At 70.2% G+C, this 20219-nt stretch carries 20 protein-coding genes; 7 read left to right on the top strand and 13 right to left on the bottom strand.

Annotation, left to right across the window (positions count from 1 at the left end; all coding sequences use genetic code 11):
* Positions 1–75: 75 nt before the first annotated feature.
* Entirely contained in the window at positions 76–1278 is a 1203-nt protein-coding gene (locus tag OG246_RS32235; RefSeq protein ID WP_266471459.1) for an MFS transporter, read from the bottom strand.
* Positions 1279–1367: 89 nt separating this feature from the next.
* Here OG246_RS32235 and OG246_RS32230 point away from each other — a divergent pair, with 89 nt between their 5' ends.
* A complete protein-coding gene (locus OG246_RS32230; protein ID WP_266471456.1) occupies positions 1368–2129 on the top strand; it encodes a DeoR/GlpR family DNA-binding transcription regulator in 762 nt (253 codons plus the stop codon).
* Between the two features lie 69 nt (positions 2130–2198).
* On the opposite strand, the gene OG246_RS32225 is transcribed toward OG246_RS32230, so the two are convergent.
* Positions 2199–2558: an excisionase gene (locus OG246_RS32225; protein ID WP_266471454.1), complete on the bottom strand. Its 360-nt coding sequence runs from the start codon at positions 2556–2558 to the stop codon at positions 2199–2201.
* Between the two features lie 68 nt (positions 2559–2626).
* On the opposite strand from OG246_RS32225, the gene OG246_RS32220 reads away from it, so the two are divergent.
* The 3 genes from OG246_RS32220 (at position 2627) to OG246_RS32210 (ending at position 6039) form a co-directional block, all read left to right on the top strand.
* Complete coding sequence (locus tag OG246_RS32220) at positions 2627–3598, top strand: Clp protease N-terminal domain-containing protein (protein WP_266471452.1); 972 nt, start codon at positions 2627–2629, stop codon at positions 3596–3598.
* A gap of 337 nt (positions 3599–3935) precedes the next feature.
* Entirely contained in the window at positions 3936–5075 is a 1140-nt protein-coding gene (locus OG246_RS32215; protein ID WP_266471450.1) for an NAD(P)/FAD-dependent oxidoreductase, read from the top strand.
* Between the two features lie 169 nt (positions 5076–5244).
* Positions 5245–6039 (top strand): SDR family NAD(P)-dependent oxidoreductase, encoded by a 795-nt coding sequence (locus OG246_RS32210; protein ID WP_266471448.1) that lies wholly within the window; start codon positions 5245–5247, stop codon positions 6037–6039.
* Between the two features lie 18 nt (positions 6040–6057).
* Here the strand turns inward: OG246_RS32210 and OG246_RS32205 are convergent, their stop codons facing one another.
* The 9 genes from OG246_RS32205 to OG246_RS32165 all read right to left on the bottom strand — a co-directional run bounded on the left by OG246_RS32205 (position 6058) and on the right by OG246_RS32165 (position 14544).
* The gene (locus OG246_RS32205) at positions 6058–6408 is read right to left on the bottom strand and encodes a UBP-type zinc finger domain-containing protein (protein WP_266471446.1); all 351 of its coding nucleotides are present in this window, start codon (positions 6406–6408) and stop codon (positions 6058–6060) included.
* The gene (locus OG246_RS32200; protein ID WP_266471445.1) at positions 6405–7898 is read right to left on the bottom strand and encodes an ATP-binding protein; all 1494 of its coding nucleotides are present in this window, start codon (positions 7896–7898) and stop codon (positions 6405–6407) included. Before OG246_RS32200 ends, OG246_RS32205 begins: the two co-directional genes overlap by 4 nt.
* The gene (locus OG246_RS32195) at positions 7895–9571 is read right to left on the bottom strand and encodes an FAD-dependent oxidoreductase (RefSeq protein ID WP_266471443.1); all 1677 of its coding nucleotides are present in this window, start codon (positions 9569–9571) and stop codon (positions 7895–7897) included. The genes OG246_RS32200 and OG246_RS32195 overlap by 4 nt, the downstream gene beginning before the upstream one ends.
* A 118-nt stretch (positions 9572–9689) precedes the next feature.
* Positions 9690–10979 carry a DUF4032 domain-containing protein gene (locus OG246_RS32190; protein WP_266471441.1) on the bottom strand — a complete coding sequence of 430 codons (1290 nt, stop codon included), beginning with the start codon at positions 10977–10979 and terminating at the stop codon, positions 9690–9692.
* A 56-nt stretch (positions 10980–11035) separates the two neighbouring features.
* On the bottom strand, positions 11036–11860 hold the full coding sequence (locus tag OG246_RS32185; RefSeq protein WP_266471440.1) for an amidohydrolase family protein: 825 nt from the start codon (positions 11858–11860) through the stop codon (positions 11036–11038).
* Positions 11861–11932: 72 nt separating this feature from the next.
* Positions 11933–12730, bottom strand: coding sequence for an N-formylglutamate amidohydrolase (locus OG246_RS32180; RefSeq protein ID WP_266471438.1), 798 nt, complete (start codon positions 12728–12730; stop codon positions 11933–11935).
* A gap of 45 nt (positions 12731–12775) precedes the next feature.
* The gene (locus tag OG246_RS32175) at positions 12776–13228 is read right to left on the bottom strand and encodes a cyclic nucleotide-binding domain-containing protein (RefSeq protein ID WP_266471436.1); all 453 of its coding nucleotides are present in this window, start codon (positions 13226–13228) and stop codon (positions 12776–12778) included.
* A gap of 143 nt (positions 13229–13371) precedes the next feature.
* Entirely contained in the window at positions 13372–14172 is an 801-nt protein-coding gene (locus OG246_RS32170) for a VOC family protein (RefSeq protein ID WP_266471433.1), read from the bottom strand.
* Between the two features lie 156 nt (positions 14173–14328).
* Positions 14329–14544 (bottom strand): DUF4177 domain-containing protein, encoded by a 216-nt coding sequence (locus OG246_RS32165; RefSeq protein WP_266471430.1) that lies wholly within the window; start codon positions 14542–14544, stop codon positions 14329–14331.
* A gap of 129 nt (positions 14545–14673) precedes the next feature.
* On the opposite strand from OG246_RS32165, the gene OG246_RS32160 reads away from it, so the two are divergent.
* Entirely contained in the window at positions 14674–16146 is a 1473-nt protein-coding gene (locus OG246_RS32160) for an aminotransferase class V-fold PLP-dependent enzyme (protein ID WP_266471428.1), read from the top strand.
* Positions 16147–16184: 38 nt separating this feature from the next.
* On the opposite strand, the gene OG246_RS32155 is transcribed toward OG246_RS32160, so the two are convergent.
* Complete coding sequence (locus OG246_RS32155; protein WP_266471426.1) at positions 16185–17888, bottom strand: ATP-binding cassette domain-containing protein; 1704 nt, start codon at positions 17886–17888, stop codon at positions 16185–16187.
* Between the two features lie 198 nt (positions 17889–18086).
* Between OG246_RS32155 and OG246_RS32150 the strand changes: the two genes are divergently transcribed.
* On the top strand, positions 18087–18701 hold the full coding sequence (locus OG246_RS32150; protein ID WP_266471424.1) for a DUF6629 family protein: 615 nt from the start codon (positions 18087–18089) through the stop codon (positions 18699–18701).
* Between the two features lie 38 nt (positions 18702–18739).
* Here the strand turns inward: OG246_RS32150 and OG246_RS32145 are convergent, their stop codons facing one another.
* Positions 18740–19159: a helix-turn-helix domain-containing protein gene (locus OG246_RS32145; RefSeq protein ID WP_266471422.1), complete on the bottom strand. Its 420-nt coding sequence runs from the start codon at positions 19157–19159 to the stop codon at positions 18740–18742.
* Positions 19160–19253: 94 nt separating this feature from the next.
* On the opposite strand from OG246_RS32145, the gene OG246_RS32140 reads away from it, so the two are divergent.
* Positions 19254–20192 (top strand): NADP-dependent oxidoreductase, encoded by a 939-nt coding sequence (locus tag OG246_RS32140; RefSeq protein WP_266471421.1) that lies wholly within the window; start codon positions 19254–19256, stop codon positions 20190–20192.
* The last annotated feature ends 27 nt before the right edge of the window (positions 20193–20219 follow it).

Below are 20219 nucleotides of genomic sequence, written 5' to 3'. Positions count from 1 at the left end.
GTTCCTCCGGGTTCTGACGGCCGGGGCGGGAGGGGAAGCCTGTGCGGCACGGAGTGAGCCGTGCCGCACAGGCGCTCAGTGGCTGCCGTGTGCCATCTCGAGCGTGCGGTCGGATCCGGTGCGCAGGATCCGGGCGGCCACAGCGGTGATCGCACACAGCAGGATCAGCAGTACGAAGGCGTGGTTCAGGGCGACGAGGTGGGTCAGCCAGCCGATGACGGCGGGGCCGGCGAGCATGCCGACGTAGCCGAGCCCGGCGACGCGGGAGACATTGGCCCCCGCGGCGGAGGGGTCGGCGTGCCCGGCCGCGCTGAACAACTGCGGGACACAGCCGGACAGCCCCAGACCGAACAGCGCCCACCCCGCGAACGCGGCCCAGATCCAGGGGGAGACGGTCACGATCGTGATGCCGACGGCAGCGGTCGCCGCGCCGTAGCGCAGGATCGCCATGGAACCGAACCGGGCGACGAGGCGGTCGGCGAGCAGCCGGCCGATGGTCATGGTCGCCGCGAAGGTGCCGTACGCGAAGGCGGCAGTGCTCGCGGGTGCGCCGAGGACGTCCTTCAGGTGCAGCGCGCTCCAGTCGTTGGCGGCTCCCTCGCACAGCATGACCATCAGCGCCAGAGTGGCGAGCATCCAGATGCGCCCGCTGGTGCTGCTGCGCTTGGCGGCCGGGGCTTGCTCGGCCTCCCGCTCAGAAGTGGTGTCGACAGCGGCGGGTGCGGCCGGCAGCAGGGCGCGTGCCGACACCAGGGCGATCACGATGCCCAGGGCTCCCATGGCGCTCATACCTATGGCGGGGCTCAGTCCGGCGCTCGCCGTGGCCGCTCCGACCAGCGCGGCGAGGACACCGCCGACCGAGAACGTGGCGTGGAAGGCCGACATGACGGGCCGGCCGTACGCCTTCTCCACGTGCACGGCGTGGGCGTTCATGCTCACGTCCAGGCAGCCGTTGCAGAATCCGAAGACCAGCAGGGCACCTGCCAGCGTCCACGGCTCCCGGGGAAGACCGGGCAGCACCAGGGCCACGCTGGACAGCACGCCGGTGGCGGGGACGACTATGCGCGCCCCGAGACCGTCGGTGAGACGCCCGGCCACCTGCATACCGATGAAGGCCCCCAGCCCAAGGAGCACCAGCAGTCCCCCGAGCGTCGAGTGACTGATGCCCACGCGCTCCTCGACAGCGGGGATGTTCACCACCCAGGTGCCCATCAGAGTGCCGCAGAGGGTGAAGTAGACAAAGGTCGCTACTCGGGCGGCTCGAAGCGAATCATTCATGACAGCCACCGTAACGAACATTCTGGGCGGTTGAATACTGTCACTTCGCACACATTGAATGTTCGTTTCGTGTGGTGTTCAATCGCGGTATGAGCAACGCAGACCGGCACGGGATGATCGCGCAGGCCGTCAGGGAGTCGGGAAGGATCACGGTCCAGGAGCTCGCCGAACTGACCGGCGCCTCCGAGATGACCATCCGGCGCGACCTCGACACGCTGGCGGCGCAAGGCGTCCTCGAGCGTGTCCGTGGCGGGGCGCGCACCCTGCTGCTCAGGGGCGAGGAGCCGCCCTTCGTGCTGCGTGCTCACGAGGCCGTCGATGCCAAGCGCCGCATCGCGGCGGAGGTCTCCTCGCTCATCGCCGACGGTGAGACCGTCCTCCTCGACAGCGGCACCACATGCCTGGAGGTCGCCCACCTGCTGCGCCGGCGGCCGGTCACGGTGATGCCCCTGTCATTGCAGGCCATCCATGTATTTGGCGAGGGCCCGGGCCCGGCCACGCTGATGGTTCCAGGCGGGCAGCCTCGGGCCGCCGAGGGAGCCCTCACCGGCCCCCTCACCCTCGCGTCCCTGGCGGCACTGCGCTTCGACACTGCCGTCATGGGCTGCTGCGGTCTGAGCGCAGCCGACGGCCTGACCGCCTACGACCTCGATGACGCGGCCGTGAAGAAGGCCGGCATCGCCTCCACACGCCGCATCATCGTCGCCGCGGACGGCAGCAAGCTCGGCCACACCGCCTACGCCCACGTCGGCCCCGCCACACTCCTGCACACCCTCGTCACCGACACCACGGCACCAGCCGACGAGATCACCGCGCTCGAAGGCACCGGCACCGTCGTCAAGGCCGTATGACAAGACCGTCCCGGAGGGCGAGGTGATCGTGCCCCGCGGGCGCTGCCGGCACGCTGCTGCTCGTGCCGGTCACTTCCGTTCCAGTGCGGCCAGCCGCAGCTCAAGCTGGTCGACCCGGTGTCGTAGCAGGGTGACCTGGGCTTCCAGGCTGACTTCCCGTTCCGCCCTGCGTTGAATGCGCGGTGACGCGGCGGCGCGCTCGATCACCGCGTCCAGCTGGACCAGGCGCTGCGGCCCGTTCGGGCCGTCCGCCAGCCGGGACTGGATCTCGCCATTGCGGTACCAGGACCGCAGGGCCGAGCGGGAAACCCCCGTCTCGGCTTCCGCCCTGGCCAGCGTGACCCAGGGCGTCTCGTCCAGCCGCTCGAACAGCTCCAGCTCGTTCTGCCAGCGCGTGAGCCGGTCCTCCCAGTCCGACGGTGTCTCCATCACACCCTCCCTTCAGCACGGTGACCCTATCAATAGCAGTGTATTGACAGGGTTGAGACCCTGAAGCCATGACTTTTGAAAGGTTCACGGTGGAAGCCCGCAAGGTGGTCGTGACGGCTCAGGAGGAGGCGAGGCTGCTCAAGCACAACCACATCGGCACGGAGCACATCCTGTTGGGGCTGCTCGATGCGCCGGACAGCATGGCGGCCAAAGTTCTGCACCGGCTCGGGTACGACAAGGAGACGGCGCAGGTCGACATCGCCGCGCTGGTCGAGCCCGGCACGCAGGAGCTGAGCGGCCACATCCCGTTCGCGCCGAGCGCGAAGAAGACGCTGGAACTCGCCCTGCGCGAGGCGCTGCACCTGCACCACACCTACATCGGTACGGAACACATCCTGCTCGCCCTGGTCAGGGAGGGTGAGGGCGTCGGCGCGAAGGTGCTTGCCGAGCGGATCAGTCCGATCAGCAAGATCCGTGCCGCGGTGCTGGCGTCAGTGGAGGGATCGCAGGACGTCGCGGTCGGCCCATGGCCGGTCGGCACATCCGCCACCGAGGACACCGTGTCCGCCGCCAGCGCGCTGGCCGGTGGCGCACCGGTCGGCAGTCATCACCTGCTTGAGGCGATGCTGCGGACGGAGAACAGTATGGCGGCCAAGGTTCTGCGCGAACTCGGGGTCGACCCGGAGGCGGTCGCCGCCAAGATCGACGAACTGGATCCGGAGTCGACCACGGACGCGAACCCGGAGGAGGCCGCCGCGCGCAGGATGGAAATCCGGCTGGTCGACGATGAGGTGCACGTGATCCTGCGGGACCCGACAACGGTCACGCTTGCCAAGAAGGTCACCGAGCTGTCCAACGGCCCGATCCAGGGCGTCGGACCGGTGGCCGGCATGTTCGTCCCGCTCTGGCGGTCGACCAACCAGCTGCTGCTGCAGATCCAGAGCGTCCTGGAACCGGAACCCGAAGAAGAGGATGGATCTGCCGCGAGCGGCGTGGCCAAGGTCGTGCGAACGGTCCTCGCGCCCCGGCTCCGCCGGTGAATCGGCTGATCAGCGGGCCGGAACTCGTCGGTGGGGCAGGCGAGGCCGGGGGCGTGGTGAGCGACGATGCGCCGGCGTGGTTCTCGCCGGCGACCAGGGCGTGGTTCACAGGCGCGTCCACCGACGCGCAGTGCGGCGCCCGGCAGGCCGTCGCCGTTGGCCGGCACGCGCTGATGGTCACGCCTCGCCGAGCCGCCCGGGACCGCCCGGCTGACGACGCTCCCGGCCGAGGCGATCGGCGAGTCCGGGATCGCGTTCTGCGCCCCACCGGCGATGGCCCGCGCGCACTACGGGTCGATCTCCCGCGAGCAGGCAATACGGCGAATCGGAGGCGACCGTGACCACCGCCACCGCCACCGCCGCCACCATCGCCATCGTCGGAGCCGGACTGGGCGGCCTGGCCCTTGCCCGCGTGCTGCACGTGAACGGCATCGACGCCGTCGTGTACGAACGGGAATCGTCACGCGACGCGCGCGGACAGGGCGGCATGCTTGATCTGCACTCAGGAACCGGGCAGCGGGCGTTGCGCGAGGCCGGCCTGATCGACCGGTTCCACGCGATTGCCCGCGGTGAAGGCCAGGACATGCGCCTTCTCGAGCCGGACGGCACCCTGCTGCTGCAGGAGGAGACGCCCGATGACGCCCCGCTCGAGCGACCCGAGGTCGACCGTGCCGATCTGCGCAACCTGCTGCTGGACTCTCTCCCCGAACACACGGTGCGCTGGGGGCGCGCGTTCGAGTCCGCCGACAATGGCCTGCTGTACTTGGCCGACGGCAGCAGTGCGACGTACGACCTGCTGGTCGGCGCCGACGGCGCGGCCTCCCGGGTCCGCGCGCTGCTCACCGACGCCCGCCCGGCGCACACCGGCCAGAACGTCGTCGAGCTCGGCATTCCAGATATCGACCGCACCCACCCCGACCTCGCGGCGATGGTGGGGCGTGGGAACTACTGGGTGCTCGGCAACGGACAATCCCTGTCGGCGCAGCGCAACGGCGACGGCCGCGTACGCATCTACCTCAGCTTCTACGACACCGCCGAGGACTGGTTCGCGACCAGCAGCATCCCGTTCGGCGACCCAGTCGCCGCCCGGGTCCGGCTGATCGACCTGCTCCCCGGCTGGGACTCACGGTTCACCGCGCTGATCGCGGCCTGCGACGACACGGTCCTGCCACGGTCGATCACCACTCTCCCGGTCGACCTGACCTGGCCGTCGAGGCCGGACGTCACGCTGCTCGGCGATGCCGCGCACCTGATGCCGCCGGTGGGGCAGGGCGCCAACATGGCGCTGCTCGACGGCGCTCTGCTCGGCCTCGCGCTGGCCGCGCACCCGGACGACTTTCCCGTCGCCGTCAAAGAATACGAACGCGAGATGTTCGAACGCACCAGCGCTGCGGGCCGGCAGTCCGCGCACGTCCAGGAAATCCTGACGTCGCCGGACGCCGGCCGGAAAATGCTCGCGTTCTTCCAACCGGGCTGAAGGCAACCGAACACGACCAGGCAACCGGCCGCACCTTCACGGCTCACGGTGGCGTCCGGGCCGTGTTCGTCCGGCGCCGGGCGCATCGCATGCCGATGCATGGGTAATCGCCGATGATCGTACGGGGAGTACGTGCCCCGGCCCGCCGACACCGCAGTGGAGTGTGCTGATGCAGCTGAATCTCGAAGGACGGACCGCGCTCGTCACCGGCTCGACGCAGGGCATCGGCGCGGCGATCGCCCAGGGCCTGGCAGGGGCGGGTGCCCGTGTCGGCGTCAGCGGCAGGGATCCGGACCGTGTGCGGGAGGCCATCAAGCGGTTCGCGGCGCAGGCACCACAGGCGGAGTTCGTTCCCGTGGCCGCCGACCTTGGCACCGAGGAAGGAGCGGCCACGGCCATGGAGGTCCTGCCCGAGGTGGACATCCTCGTCAACAACCTCGGCATCTTCGGAGCCAAACCGGCGCTGGAGATCACCGACGACGAGTGGCGGCGCTACTTCGAGGTGAACGTCCTCTCGGCCGTCCGCCTCACCCGCGCCTGTCTGCCGGGAATGACGGCCCGCGGCTGGGGACGCATCCAGTACATCGCGAGCGACTCCGCCATCGCGGTCCCGGCCGAGATGATCCACTACGGCATGTCCAAGACCGCGCTGCTCGCCGTGAGCCGGGGTTTCGCGAAGGAGGCCGCGGGCACGGGCGTCACCGTCAACTCCGTTATCGCAGGGCCCACGCACACGGGCGGAGTGGAGGACTTCGTCTACGAACTCGTGGACCGCTCCCTGCCCTGGGACGAGGCGCAGCGCACCTTCATGCGCGAGTACCGTCCGCAGTCGCTCCTGCAGCGGCTGATCGAACCCGAGGAGATCGCGAACCTCGTCGTCTATCTCAGCTCGGACCAGGCATCGGCGACGACCGGGGGAGCCGTACGGGTCGACGGCGGTTACGTCGACTCGATCCTCCCGTAGGAGACGTCCTTCGCCGGCTCAGCCCAGTGTTTGCGCCCAGTTCGCCGGAACCCGCCCCGCGGGCCCCGGCGCCGGCTGGTCCAGGGGATGGCTCAGCGGGGGAGCGAGGTCCGGACCCGACTCGTACATCTCGGAGGAGTCGTAGTTCCAGAACCAGTTCTCGCCGGGTTCGAAGCTGCGGACGACGGGATGGCCGCTGCTCTTCGCGTGTGCGGTGGCGTGCTTGGCGGGCGAGCTGTCGCAACAGCCGATGTGACCGCACTGGGCGCAGCGCCGCAGATGCACCCACCATCCCTCGACGGCATCGCATTCGACGCACCCCGTACCGCTCGGCGGGACGCTCGGGTCGATTCCGGCAGGCAGGGTCATGACGGCTCCTGGGAGGTGTCGGGGGCTGTTGACGCGTCGGGGTCGCCCTCCGCGTCGGCATCCGGGTCCACGGCGGTCAGCGGAAGACGTACCTGGAAACGTGTGTCACCCGGGACGGACTCCACATGGAGGCTCCCGTGGTGCTTGTTCACGACGATCCGCCAGGAGATGTCCAGGCCGAGTCCCGTGCCCTCTCCCACCGGCTTGGTCGTGAAGAAGGGGTCGAAGATGCGGTCGCGGATCTCCGCGGGCACCCCGGGCCCGGTGTCGCGGAACTCGACGAGCATTTGGTCGCCGTCGAGTGCGGTGCGCACGGTGAGCTCGCCCTCGCCGCCCATCGCCGAGACCGCGTTGTCGATCAGGTTCGTCCACACCTGGTTCAACTCGCTCGGATAGGCCGGGATGTTCGGCAGCGTACGGTCGTACTCCTTGACGACCCTGATGCCGGATCCGATCTTCCCGGAGAGCATCATCAGGGTGCTGTCCAGCAGTTCGTGCACATCGGCGACCTGGTAGGGCGCGCGGTCGATCTGCGAGTACTGCTTGGCGGCGTCGACGAGGTGCGAGATGCGGGTCGTGGAGTCCTCGATCTCGTTCATGAGGAGCTCGGTCTCCACGGTGTAGTTGAGCCACCGCACCGCGCCTTCGAGGGTCTGCTCGTCCACGGCCGCGGCGACCTGGTCGAGCCAGTCCGTGTCGAGACCCGCCTGCACGAACGTCGGCGCTAGCTGCCAGCCGCCCGCGATGTCGTGCTCGTCGAACCAGTCGGCGAGAGCGTCCTCCCGGTCGGAGGCTTCGAGCGGGCTGAGCGGGGTGGCCTTGGCGACCTGGTCGGCAGTCCGCTCCTGGATCTCGACGAGCGTTTCGAGCGTGACGCGCTTGTACGGACCGGTCGCGATCACGCCGAGCTTGTGCCGCATCCCGGCGACCCGGTCCCGCAGCGCGGACGTGGCCCGAACCGCCGCCGCGGCCGGATTGTTGAGCTCGTGCGTCAGTCCCGCGGACAGCGAGCCGAGCGCCAGCAGCCGCTCGCGCTGACTGATGGTCCGCTGGGTGTTCTGGCTGCCGAAGAACAGACCCTCCAGCAGATGGACGGCCATCGGGAACCACTCGCGGAGGACCGCGGCGAACACCTCGGCGGGCAGGATGAAGAACCGCGAGGGCTCGGTGACCCGCAGGGAACCCTTGTAGCTCTTCTCGTCCGGACCTCCGCCCAGATAGGCCTGCATGGCCCCCGCGTAGACCCCGACCTGCGAGCTGCGGTTGATCTCCACGTCGTCACCGCCGACCCGGCGCGACATTACGAGGTTGCCTTCGAGGAGCACGAAGAAGCAGGTGGCCGGCTCGCCCTCGCGGTACACGTAACCGGGCTCGAACAACTCCACGCGGCCCTCGCGGCACAGCCGGTCGAGCTGGTCCCCGTCGAGCTTCTCGAACAGGAACAGCTTCGAGAGCTCTTCGATACTGCACGGCATCGGCTGTCCGCTCACGACTGCTCCAGATAACGGTGTACGAGCATCACGGCCATGGCTCCCTCTCCGACGGCGGACGCGACCCGCTTCGCGGACTCGGCACGCGCGTCCCCGGCCACGAACACGCCGGGCACATTGGTCTCCAGGTGGTACGGCGGCCGGTCCAGCTCCCAGTCCTCGGGCGGCTGCCCGTCCAGGGTCATGTCGGGCCCGGCCATGATGAATCCGCGCGCGTCCCTGAGCACGGTCCCCTCCAGCCAGTCGGTGAGCGGGGCCGCCCCGATGAACACGAACATCCACTGCGCGTCGACGAGTTCGGTGTGCCCGCTCGCCACATCCCGCAGCGTCAGCTGTTCCAGGTGGTCCGAACCGTGCGCGGCCTCGACGACCGTGCCGGCGCGCACAGTGATGTTGGGCGCGTCCGAGATCTGCTGGACCAGGTAGGCCGACATCGAGGCGGACAGGGACGAGCCGCGAATCAGGATGGTGACGGACTTGGCGCCGCGCGCCAGGAACATGGCGGCCTGCCCGGCCGAGTTCGCCCCGCCCACGATGTACACGTCATGGCCCTGGCAGGCGGCCGCCTCCGTGAGCGCCGAACCGTAGAAGACCCCGCAGCCGGTGAGATCCGCCAGCCCGGGCGCCTCCAGCTGCCGGTAGGACACTCCGGTCGCCAGGATCACGGAGTGCGCGGCGATCGCGGAACCGTCCGAGAAGTGGATCGTGCGCGAGGCCCCGGTGACCTCGAGCCCGGTGACCTCCCGCGCGGTGAGGATCTCGGCACCGAACTTCGCCGCCTGCCGCCGTGCCCGGTCGGTGAGCTGCGCCCCGGACACCCCGTCCGGGAAGCCGAGGTAGTTCTCGATCCGCGAGCTCTGCCCCGCCTGGCCCCCGGTCGCCGACCGCTCGACGAGGACGGTCCGCAGCCCCTCCGATGCGCCGTACACGGCCGCCCCGAGCCCGGCGGGACCACCGCCGATGACGACGAGGTCGTAGAACTCGGCCGTCGGCGTCGTGGCCAGCCCCACCTGGGCCGCCAGATCCGGATCATCGGGCTCCACCAGCGGCGTACCGTCCGGAGTGATCACCAGCGGCAGCCGCTCCCCGTCCTGCCCGGCGGCAGCGAGCAGCCGTACACCCTCGGGTGTGTCGGACGAGTACCAGCGGTACGGCACCTGATTGCGGGCCAGGAACTCCCGTACGCCTGAGGAGCGCGCCGACCACCGGTGGCCGACCACCTTGCAGATGCCCACGGGCCGGTAGTCGCTCGCCCGCCACGCGTCGAGGAGGTCGTCCAGGACCGGATAGAGCTTCTCCTCCGGGGGATCCCACGGCTTGAGCAGGTAGTGGTCGAGGTCGATCACATTGATCGCGTCGATCGCCGCGTTCGTGTCCGCGTACGCGGTCAGCAGCACTCGACGCGCGCCCGGATAGACGTCGATCGCCTGCTCGAGGAACTCGATGCCGTTCATCTGCGGCATCCGGTAGTCCGCCAGGATCACCGCCACCTGGTCGCCGCGCAGCTTCAGCTCGCGCAGCGCGTCCAGCGCGGCCTCCCCGGACTCGGCGCGCACGATGCGGTGCGACTCGCCGTAGCGGCGCCGGAGGTCGCGGGCCACGGCGCGCGACACTCCGGGATCGTCATCCACGGTCAGAATGACGGTCCGCGTTGGACTGGCGGCCTGTGCCATACGTCTCCCACCCCGAGCAGGTAAGTGTCGTCCCGGCCGTACGCCCACGGGCGGCCGCGCGGCAGGTACAGGGCCAATCGTATGTACGATCGGTCGGCTTTGCTCTGGAAGCGGGTACTCAGGCGGGCGGGGCGGGGGTGTCCGCCCGTGGCGGCAGGGTCTCCCGGACCTTGGGGAGAATGTTCGTGACGTAGTCGTCCACGACCGTGTCCAGGCCGATGTCGTGCTGAGCGTGCTCGGACAGGTACCAGCGGTGTTCGAGGAGCTCGTGGTACAGCTCGGCCGCGTCCATGGATCCGCGCAGGTCCAGCGGCACGGCACGGACCGTCGGCCGGAACACGTCCCGGACCCAGCGGTGTGCGAGCACCTCGGGGCGGGCGGCATGGGGGTGCCCCCTGCTCGAGCGAAGCCGAGAGCCTGGGGGAGGGTCGCCCGGCGCGTAGTCGTCCTGGGTGGCCATCCAGCTCTCCAGGTCGTTCAGCAGCCGGCGTGCCTGGTTCTCCTCGGTGTCGAGCCCGGTCAGCCGCAGCAGCTGGCGCTGGTGGTGGCCCGCGTCGACGACCTTGGGGACGAAGGTGACCGTGTCACCGTTCGAGGAGTGCGCTATCTGCATCTCGGCGACGTCGAATCCGAGGTCGTTGAGGCGGCGGATGCGCCGGTCGATGTAGTGGTGCTTGCCCGCCGGGTACACCGACGTACGGGTCAGCTCGTCCCACAGTCCCTGGTAGCGCGCGCAGATCTCCGCACCGAACTCGATCGGGTCCACGGAGGGATGCAGGGCTCCGGCCGCCTCCAGGTCCAGCAGTTCGCCGCTGATGTTGACGCGGGCGAGATCGAGGTCGTACTCCCGCTGCCCGCTGCTGAGCTGGGGGTGCAGATCCCCGGTCTCGGCGTCCACGAGGTAGGCCGCGTACGCCCCGGCGTCCCGCCGGAACAGCGTGTTGGACAGCGAGCAGTCGCCCCAGGCGAACCCCGCCAGATGCAGCCGGACCAGAAGCACGGCGAGGGCGTCCATCAGCCGGTGCATGGTGGCGGGCCGCATCGTCGTCTCGAACATCGACCGGTACGGCATCGAGCCGCCCAGATGCCGGGTGATCAGCACGGGCTCCAGTGGCTCGCCCTTCTCGTCCGTGCGCTCGGTGACCACGGCGAGCGGGTCCACCGCCGGGATACCGAGCCGGTCCAGGCTGCGCAGCAGCTCGTACTCGCGCACCGCGGGCCGCTCGGCCAGCTCCTTGACCGCCACGACCTCGGCCCCGGCGCGCGCATAGCGCACCACGTGCCGTGAGATGCCGCGCGGCAGCGGGACGAGATAGTGCTCGGGCCACTCCTCCAGGGGCAGCTGCCAGGGCAGTTCGAGCAGGAGCGCGGGATGCTCCGGGTTGGTGGCGCTGATCTGCAAAGCCATCGACGTGCTGCCCTCACTCAGGGACCTCGGAGTCGAACACGGTCCGGCCCAAGCATCTACGAATGATCCCCGAGGCGGAAGACGGATCGGGCGTTGCCTGCCAGGAACAGCTCGGTGGCGTCGTCGTCGAGGCGCAGGTCGGCGAGGTGTTCCAGCGCCTGAGCAGGAGTGATCATCGGGTAGTTGCTGCCGAAGAGGACCTTGCGGCGTCCCCGGCCGCGCAGGTACTCCACCAGCTCGGGCGGATAGCGGCGCGCCGTGTAGGCGCTGGTGTCGATGTAGACCCCTGCGTGCTTGTCGGCCACCGCGATCATCTCGGTGGTCCACGGGTAGCCGATGTGCCCGCAGACGATGGTCAGTTCGGGGAAGTCGAGTGCGACCTGGTCGATGTACGGGATGGGCCGGCCGGTCTCGGAGGGGCGCAGTGGTCCGGTGTGACCGACCTGCGTGCAGAAGGGGACGCCGAGCTCGACGCAGGCGGCGTACAACGGGTAGTAGAGCCGGTCGGTGGGCGGCAGCTGCCACAGCCACGGCACGATCCTGAGCGCCACGAAGCCCAGCTCCCCGACGGCCCGCCGCAGCTCCCGCACGGCCGCGACCGGCTTGCTCAGGTCCACTCCCGCGACGCCGCGCAACCGCCCCTCGGACTGAGCGACGAAGTCCGCGACCTCGTCGTTGCTGATGAGCGGCCCCTGCGGTCCGTACCAGGCGGCGCACAGCCCGGTCTCCACATCGGCGGCGGCCAGCGCGGCCACCGTCGCCTTGACCGGCAGCTGCTCCTCCAGGAGCCCCTGGCCCGTCCAGCGGCGCAGCGACTCGAACATCTCGTGGTTGGAGTGACGGAGTGTGGGGTGCTGCATCCACGCGTCGACGACCGGCATGATCCCGTGCCTCCCCGAGCCAGCGGCTAAGCGATTGCTTACCCTGACCCTAGGGGGAGCCCGGCCACCTGGCTACTGCGATACGGCATCCACGAGAGCCCCCAGCGCGACGGCCAGACGTGCGAGCCCCGGGCCCGCCGGGCCACCCGGCTCGCTCATGTACGTATCCCGCCGGATCTCCACCATCAGAGCCGTGACCCGCGGCTCCCGCTCGTAGTACCGCAGCGGGACGTACGTACCGGAGAACGGGCTGTCGATCCCCACACCGCCGACGCCCGCGAACGCCTTCTCCGCCAGGGCGAGGAGTTCGGGCGGTGTGTGAAAGCCGTCGGTGCCCAGGCAGACGGGCGGCCGGGGACCGTCGCCGTGCAGTTCGTAAGGCAGGCGGGCACTCGGATACGAGTGGACGTCGACGACCACGGCCCGCCCGGTGGCGGCCAGCCGGTCGGCCACCGCCGCCGTCATCGCCCCTGCGTACGGGTGGAAGTAACGGTCGATCAGCGGTCGCGGGTCGGCCTCGGCGGGCCGGAGCGGCGCCCGATGCGTGGTCCGCGTGTAGACCGCGCCCATGCCGACGGCCCGCATCTCCTCCCGTTCGTCGGGGAAGCGCTCGGGGTCGATCACCAGCCGGGACAGCCGGTTGACGAACCGCCAGGGCGTGACGTCGGCGGCCTTCGCCACCACCGCGGCCAGTTCCGCGGTGTGCGCGTCCGTGATGTGGTCCAACTCGCGCTCCAGCGCCGCGTCGTCGAGCACGATGCCCTCGCGTACCTGCGCCGGAATCTCCCGTGAGGAGTGAGGCACATGAAGGATCACGGGGGAGCCGGCGGCGCCGGGGAGGAGTTCGAAGGAGTCCGGGGTCTCGGTCATACGAGATTCCTACACGGTGGCGCTTGTGGACGGTGGCGCGTCAGCTCACCTGCTACCGCCGTGGCGCGCGTAGTGCTCGATCAGCGCGGCCCGGGTCGTTTCGAGCCGGTGGGCCAGGATGGCGGCGATCGTCCGCGTCAGGGACAGCTCCAGCGTCGGATCGGCGTCGCAGAGGGTACGCACGTCCCCGGCATCGAATTCATAGGCGCGTACGGGACTGAATGCCTCGGCGCCGAAGTCCCACCGGTGCGGCGGGAACAGCCATGACCAGCCGAGCAGATCACCGGGTCCCAGCGTCGCAACGGAGATGCGTCTTTCCGCGACGACCCGCTGGTACAGGGAGACCGTTCCGGAGCGCACCACCCAGAAACGGTCGGCGGTACCGCCTGCTTCGAAGATCCTTCCGTCCGCTGGGAACGAAACCTCCCGGGCCAGGCTCATCAGCCGTTCGCGATGGTCGGGGGCGAGGGCGGGCAGGAGCCGGAGAGCAGTGGGCATCGCGGACCTCCATCGCGCCGCCGCGGGGCTGAAGGGTCCGGCGGCGCCGGTCGTACCGGTTGTATCCCGTCACCCTCTATTGGAGCCTGATCCGCCGGTTCCGTCGCGTCGTGGGCGAGGAGACTTTCTGCGGACACAGTCCGCTACACGACGGCCTTCGACGTCACCGTGAAGTGCGCTCCGTCGGGATCGCTGAGGATCGCCTCCGTAGAGCCGAGGCCCTCCTGATTGGCGGTGCCGCCATGGGCTCGCGCGGCCCGGGCGCAGGCCTCCACGTCGGGGACGGCGAAATGGATCTGCCAGTGCGGCCTGAGTTCGGGATCGGGTGCGGATCCCACCGCGCCCGAGTAGATCCGGGCGACGACGTCGCCCTGGCTGCGCAGTACGACCTCGCTCTCCTCGTAGTGGACTTCGCAGACTCCCGAGGCCGAGGACGCCCAGCCCAGGACCTCTCCGTAGAAGATCGCGGCGTCGAAGGCGTCGCGGGTGTGCAGCCGTATGAAGGCCGGCGCCGCGCGGCGCCAGGTCTCCCAGCCGGCCACGAGCTCGCCCTCCCAGATACCGAAGACCGCTCCGTCCCGGTCGGCAAGCAGCGCTGCCCGCCCCGGCGGGAACGAGATCGGCCCCACCGCGGTCGTACCGCCGCGCTCATGGCTCCGGGCCACGGTCTCGTCCGCGCTGGACACCGCGAAGTACGGGATCCACGCCACGGCCGTCCGCCACAGGGAGGTCACCGCGGAGATTCCGGCGACCGGCACCCCGTCGACCACGGCGATCCTGTACCCGTCGTCCAGCTTGCTCGCGTGCCACTCCCAGCCCAGTACGGCCTGGTAGAAGCGCTCCGCGGCCGCCAGATCGCGCGTGGTCAGACTGACCCAGCACGGCGCACCGAACACCGACTGACTGGAGACGACCTCTCCGGGGAGTGTGCTGTCGCTCTTCATCGCCGTACCGTTCTGACGTAACCGGCCGGTATCCGCCCAGCAGTCGTAGGCCTCCCGTGCCGGAAGGCCTACGACGGCATCAGTAGTACCTGCGGATCCGCTGTCCCATCAGCTCCAGCATCCCCCGGCTCGGCGCAGCGCGCACCCCGCCAGGGGCTACTGGCGCGGACGCTCCAGGGTCAGGAGCAGCCCTTCCACGGCGCCGGGGCCTATCCGCCCCTTGACGTCGGCGGAGGTGATCGCCTTGAGCGCCCATCCGTCCTCGGCGTGCTTGTTCAGGACCTTCTCCAGCTTGCCGCTGTCCAGGGCGTCGCCGATCAGCGATTCCCGGAAGGTGACGACCTTGTACTCGTACGTATAGGGGTTGCTCATGACTACGTGGTTCTCCTGCGCGTCGGTTGGCGTGGCCGGGGCCAGCCAATCACTGTTCGACGGCGGGGCACAGGGGAGGGCCCGCCTCGCACGGATACCTTTGTTGAAGTTTCATACGGAGGGGACCTGATGGAAAAGGCAGCAGAGACCACCGATCACATACACGCCGACGGAACGGGCGGTTCCGGAGAGTTCGCGGACCTGCGGGCGCGCGAGTTCGGCTATCTCGACGAGGGCGGGCACACCTACCTCGACCACACGGGCGCCGGGCTTCCCCCGCGTTCGCTCGTCACGGGCAGCGCGCAGCGGATCACCGGAGGGTTATTCGGCAACCCGCACTCCGAGAGCCCGGCCTCCCGCGCCTCCGGACTCCTGCTCAGCGAGGCGCGCCAAGCGGTCCTGCGGCACTTCAACGCCGATCCCGACGAGTACGCCGTGATCTTCACCCCCAATGCGACGGGCGCCCTGCGACTGGTCGGCGAGGCGTATCCCTTCGCCCGCGGCGGCAGACTCGTGATGTCGCTCGACAACCACAACTCGGTCAACGGCCTGCGGGAGTACGCGCGGGCACGCGGAGCCACGACGGCGTACGTACCCGTGAGCGGGCCCGGACTGCATATCGACGAGAAGCGGCTGCGGTCCGCGCTGTCCGCGCGCGGCCGGGGAATCGGTCTGCCGGGGAGGCGTGACGGCGGTGGCCGCTCGCGCGGACTGCTGGCCTACCCGGCGCAGAGCAACTTCACCGGCGTACAGCACCCGCTGGAGTGGATAGCGGGCGCCCAGGCCTACGGCTACGACGTACTCCTCGACGCGGCGGCCTTCGTACCGGCCAACCCGCTGGACCTGAGCCGGTACCACCCCGACTTCACCGTTGTCAGCTGGTACAAGGTCTTCGGCCACCCCACCGGCATCGGCAGCCTGATCGCCCGCCGGGACGCCCTCGCGAAGCTGCGCCGCCCCTGGTTCTCCGGCGGCACGATCTACGCGGTCAGCGCCCAGGCGCAGTGGCACGTCCTCGCTGACGACGAGGCCGCCTTCGAGGACGGCACGGTGAACTTCCTGTCCATACCGGACATCACCGCCGGACTCGCGTGGATCGACCGCATCGGCATCGACCGCGTGCACGCCCACGTCACCGAACTGACCGGCCAACTGCTCGCGGGCCTACGGGCGTTGCAGCACAGTGACGGCTCCCCGATGGTCCGGGTGTACGGCCCCGACCGCGCCGACGCGGCCCGTGGCGGCACCGTCGCGCTGAACCTGCTCGGAGCGGACAGCCGGATCGTCGACGAACGGATCGTCACCCGCGACAGCGCCTCGCGCGGTATCTCCCTGCGCACGGGCTGCTTCTGCAACCCGGGCGCCGGAGAGGCGGCCTTCGCCCTGCCGCTGCGCCGGCTGCGCTCGGCGGCGGGCAAGCAACTCGGTTCCCTGGAGGACTACTTGGAGCTCCTCCAGTTGCCGTCCGCCGGCGCCGTCCGTATCTCGCTGGGGGTGTCGTCACAGGCAAGGGACATCGAGACGTTCCTGACGTTCGTGAAGCAGACCTATCGGGACCGGGTGCCGGGGGCGGCGGGGCTGGCGGCGCGGGTGGGCTGCTGAGCCCGCGGGTGTCCAAGGGGAGCTTTCCGGGAGGGGGTTCATCGCCCCGCCCGGCTCCGCGCCGCCCCCTCCCGGCACTTGCGCACCAGAACCACCCACGTCGCCGCCATGAACAGCAGGGCGAAGCCCGCCAGGATGAACCACCCCCGGCTCGCCGGATGCCCGAAGGAGTCGCCGTACGAATCGAGCAGCGGCGGCCCCAGCGGAGAGCCGCCCCCGCGCCACAGCGACTCCAGGCCGACCCCGCTGCCGAGCGCCTCGAACGCCCAGCGATTGGTCATCGCCCAGCTGATCGCCTCCCCGGCCTCCGTCATCCTCGGGACCGGCACGAAGGCGCCCGAGAACAGCACCTGGGGAAAGCACAGCAGCGGCAGCATCAGCGTCGCCTGCGCGGGCTCCGACACCGCGGCCGACGCGAGCAGTCCCAGCGCGAGCGCGGCCGCCGAGGCCAGCACGCTCGACGCGAACAGCGATCCGTAGGTGCCCCATCCCGCCGCGGGCAGCCGGTCCAGGGCGCGCAGGGCGACCAGCAGCAGCGCGTCCGCCACCGCGAGCACGGGAAGCATGGTCGTGAGCTTCGAGGCGACATACGGGCCGATCCGCAGCCCGGCCAGCCATTCGCGACGCAGTACGGGCAGCTCGGTGCAGATCTGCAGCAGCCCGTAGGTCAGCCCGAAGAAGAACGCGCCGAACGCGATCCAGAACATGATCATGGCCGTGGACCCCGGATCGGACGACGCGGGATCGAACGCCCCCGAGCGGAACAGCACCGCGAACATCGCCACGATCATCACCGGCGACCCCGCCAGGACCGCGACCGAGAGCCGGTTGTGCAGCAGCAGCGCGGTACCGCGACGCGTCAGCAGCGCCCACTGCCGCACGGCACCAACACGCGGCACTTTGGGGGACGGTGACGGGGACTCAGGCTGGTGGACGTCCTCGGGAGCGGCGCGCTCGACGCGTGCACCGTCGGCCACCGCCTCGTACACCTCCTCGACCGTGCCGACCCCGAACGCCCCGCACAGAGCGGCCGGTTCACCCGTGTACGCGACCTCGCCGCCGGGGGAGAGGAACACGACCTGGTCGCAGCGGAGCAGATCGGCGAGGACATGGGTGGTGAGCACGACGGTGGTGCCGTCCTCGGCCAGCCCGCGCAAGGTCCGCAGCAGGGCGGCCCCGGTGACCGGGTCGAGGCCGGAGGTCGGCTCGTCGAGGAAGAGCACCCTCGGCCGGGTGAGCAACTCGGCCGCGATACAGGCCCGTTTGCGTTCACCGCCACTCAGCGCGCGCACCGGCGTCGCGGCCCGGTGCGAGAGGCCGAGGGCGTCCAGGACGCGGTCCACACTCGCCGTGACGGTCTCGGTCGGTGTGCCCGGGGGCATGCGCAGACCCGCCGCGTAGACCAGCGTCCGGTGCAGCGGCAGCTCGCGGTGGATGATGTCCTCCTGCGGCACGAACCCGAACTCAGGCCCCGGGGGCCCGGGTTGAGCCCCGTCGTGCAGCACCTCGCCCTCGCTCGGCGCGCTCAGCCCCGCCAGGGTCTGCAACAGAACCGTCTTGCCCGCACCGCTGCTCCCGGCGATCACGGTGAGCCGCCCGGGAGTGACGTCGAACGACACGTCACGCAGCACCTGCCCTGCCCCGCGTACCTGCCGGCCCACCCGACGCGCCTGGATACGCAGGCCGTTGACCGACGGGACGCGAGCATCGATGGAGGCGCGTGGGTGCATGGGCGTCGACATGGATGCAGCATGCCAGGGGAGTGTCTGCCTGCGTGCCCTCGGCCCCATGCTCCCGGTGCGCGGCTCGCTCGCCGGGTGGGACGCGCGAGGAAGGAAACCCCGCGGGGCTGTCGTGTCAGCGAGGCACACCGGTCAACGCACCGTAGCGTTACGCACCGTAAAGGCGGGTTCCTGTGACGGCGGACCGATGGTGACGCGATGTGTTGGAGTGCGACGGCCGACCTGGTGGCCGGTGCCGGTATCGCCGCGGTCGGCGTGGCCTGCGTGGCACGTGTGCGCAGGCCCGGTGATCTCCCGCTGGCCGCACTGCCGTTGCTCCTCGGGGCTCACCAGATCGTCGAGGCCGCGGTGTGGGACGCCGGCGGAGGAACGGGCCCCGCCACCGTCGCCTGGGCCGTCATCGCACTTCCGCTGCTGGCGGTGTGGGTGCCGGTGGGCGTGCTGTGCGCCGCGCCGCGACACGCCAGACGCCGGTTGCTGATCCCGCTGGCCGTCGGCCTCGTGACCGCCACCGCGCTCGCGTACGCGCTCGCCGCTCGTCCCGTCAGAGCCGAGATCCGTGGCCACACCGTCGGCTACTTCGTCGACCTGTCCCAGCCGGAACTCCTCATCGCCGGCTACCTCCTCGCCACCATCGGATCCCTGCTGCTCTCCGGCGATCGAGGACTGACGCTGTTCGGTGTCCTGGTCGCCGTGGGCGCGCTGATCACCTGGGCGATGTGGCAGATAGAGTTCGTCTCGACCTGGTGCGCGTTCGCGGCGCTGTGTTCGGTGGTCCTGTTCGGGTGGGTGCGCCGACGCCCGCCGCCCTGACCTGCCGACGAGTTCCTCGTACGCGTGCGTCGGAGGAGCTACCGGGAGGCGGCCTCCGGGGGTTGGCAGGCGGCGCGCTCGTCGAACTCCTCCCGTGCGGCCCGGATCGCGGTGATGTTCGCCTGCGACCAGTCGGTGATGCGCTGCACCAGCCCGCCCACCTCCTGGCCCAGCCCGGTGAGCCGGTACTCCACGCGTGGCGGCACGGTCGGGTACACGATGCGGGTCAGCAGTCCCTCGCGCTCCAGTGCGCGCAGAGTCTGCGTCAGCACCTTCGGTGTCACGCCGTCCAGCCGCCGGCGCAGCTCGCCGAACCGCATGGGCCTGCCGTCCTCCAGCGCCACGAGCACCAGCATGGTCCACTTGCCGGCGATCAGCTCCAGCACGGCACGGGTGGGGCAGTCGCGCAGAAAGACGTCCACGCCACCGTGTTTCCTCAGGTCGAAGCCGGTATCCATGAGGAACCTCGATATCAGACAAGTGCCTTCTTCCGCACGGTTATTGCCCGGGCGGATCATGGGAGGCACCGAGACCCGCCGACGAGGAGTCCTGATGTCCGCCCGTATGCACGCCATTGTCCAATCCGCGTTCGGCGGTCCGGAGGTCCTCACCTACCAGGAGGCCGATGTCCCGGAACCGGGCCCGGGGGAGGTGCTGCTGCGGGTCGCCGGTGCCGGAGTCAATCCGGGTGACGCGGTTCTCCGGTCCGGCCGCGTGCCGGGGCTGGTCACCCTGCCGTGGACGCCGGGCAACGACGTGGCCGGCGTCGTCGAGCGGCTCGGCCAGGGCGTGACGCGGTTCGCGCCGGGCGACGAGGTGTACGGCATGCTCGCAGTCACCCGGCGCGGCGCGTACGCGGAATACACCGCGGTTCCAGCCGCCGCGCTGGCCCTCAAGCCCAAGAATCTCGACCTGGTGAGCGCCGCGGCCGTGCCCCTGGTCGCTTTCACCGCCTGGCAGGCGTTGACCGTCCTGGCCCGGGTCCGCCCCGGCGACCGGGTACTCGTCCATGCGGCGGCAGGCGGCGTCGGACACGTCGCGGTGCAGCTCGCCAAGGAACTCGGGGCACACGTCATCGGCACCGCCCGGGCGGCCAACCACGACTTCCTGCGCGACATGGGCGCCGACGAACTGATCGACTACACCGCCACCGACTTCCGGATCGCCGTGACCCCGGTGGACACCGTGCTGGACCTGGTCGGCGGTTCCTACGGGCCACGCTCCCTCGATGTGCTCCGGCCGGGCGGTCTGCTCATCGGCGCGTCGATCGACCCGGGAACGGACGAGCAGCAGGCCGCCGCCCGAGGCCTGCGCTATGTCTGGGTCACGGCCGAGCCCTCCGGGGAAGTCCTGGAGCGGATCACCGAACGCATCGAGACGGGCCGGCTGAGGGTCACCGTCCAACGCACCTACCCGCTGGCCGAAGCCGCCGCGGCCCACCGGGCGATCGAGGAGAAGCGCACCACCGGAAAGATCATCCTGGTTCCGTGACCCCGGGGCGGTCCAGCTCCCGGCTGC

The sequence above is a fragment of the Streptomyces sp. NBC_00620 genome, assembly GCF_026341825.1.
Classification (GTDB): Bacteria; Actinomycetota; Actinomycetes; order Streptomycetales; family Streptomycetaceae; genus Streptomyces.
Note: the sequence above shows the minus strand (reverse complement) of the source record. Positions and strands in the feature narration are given on the sequence as shown.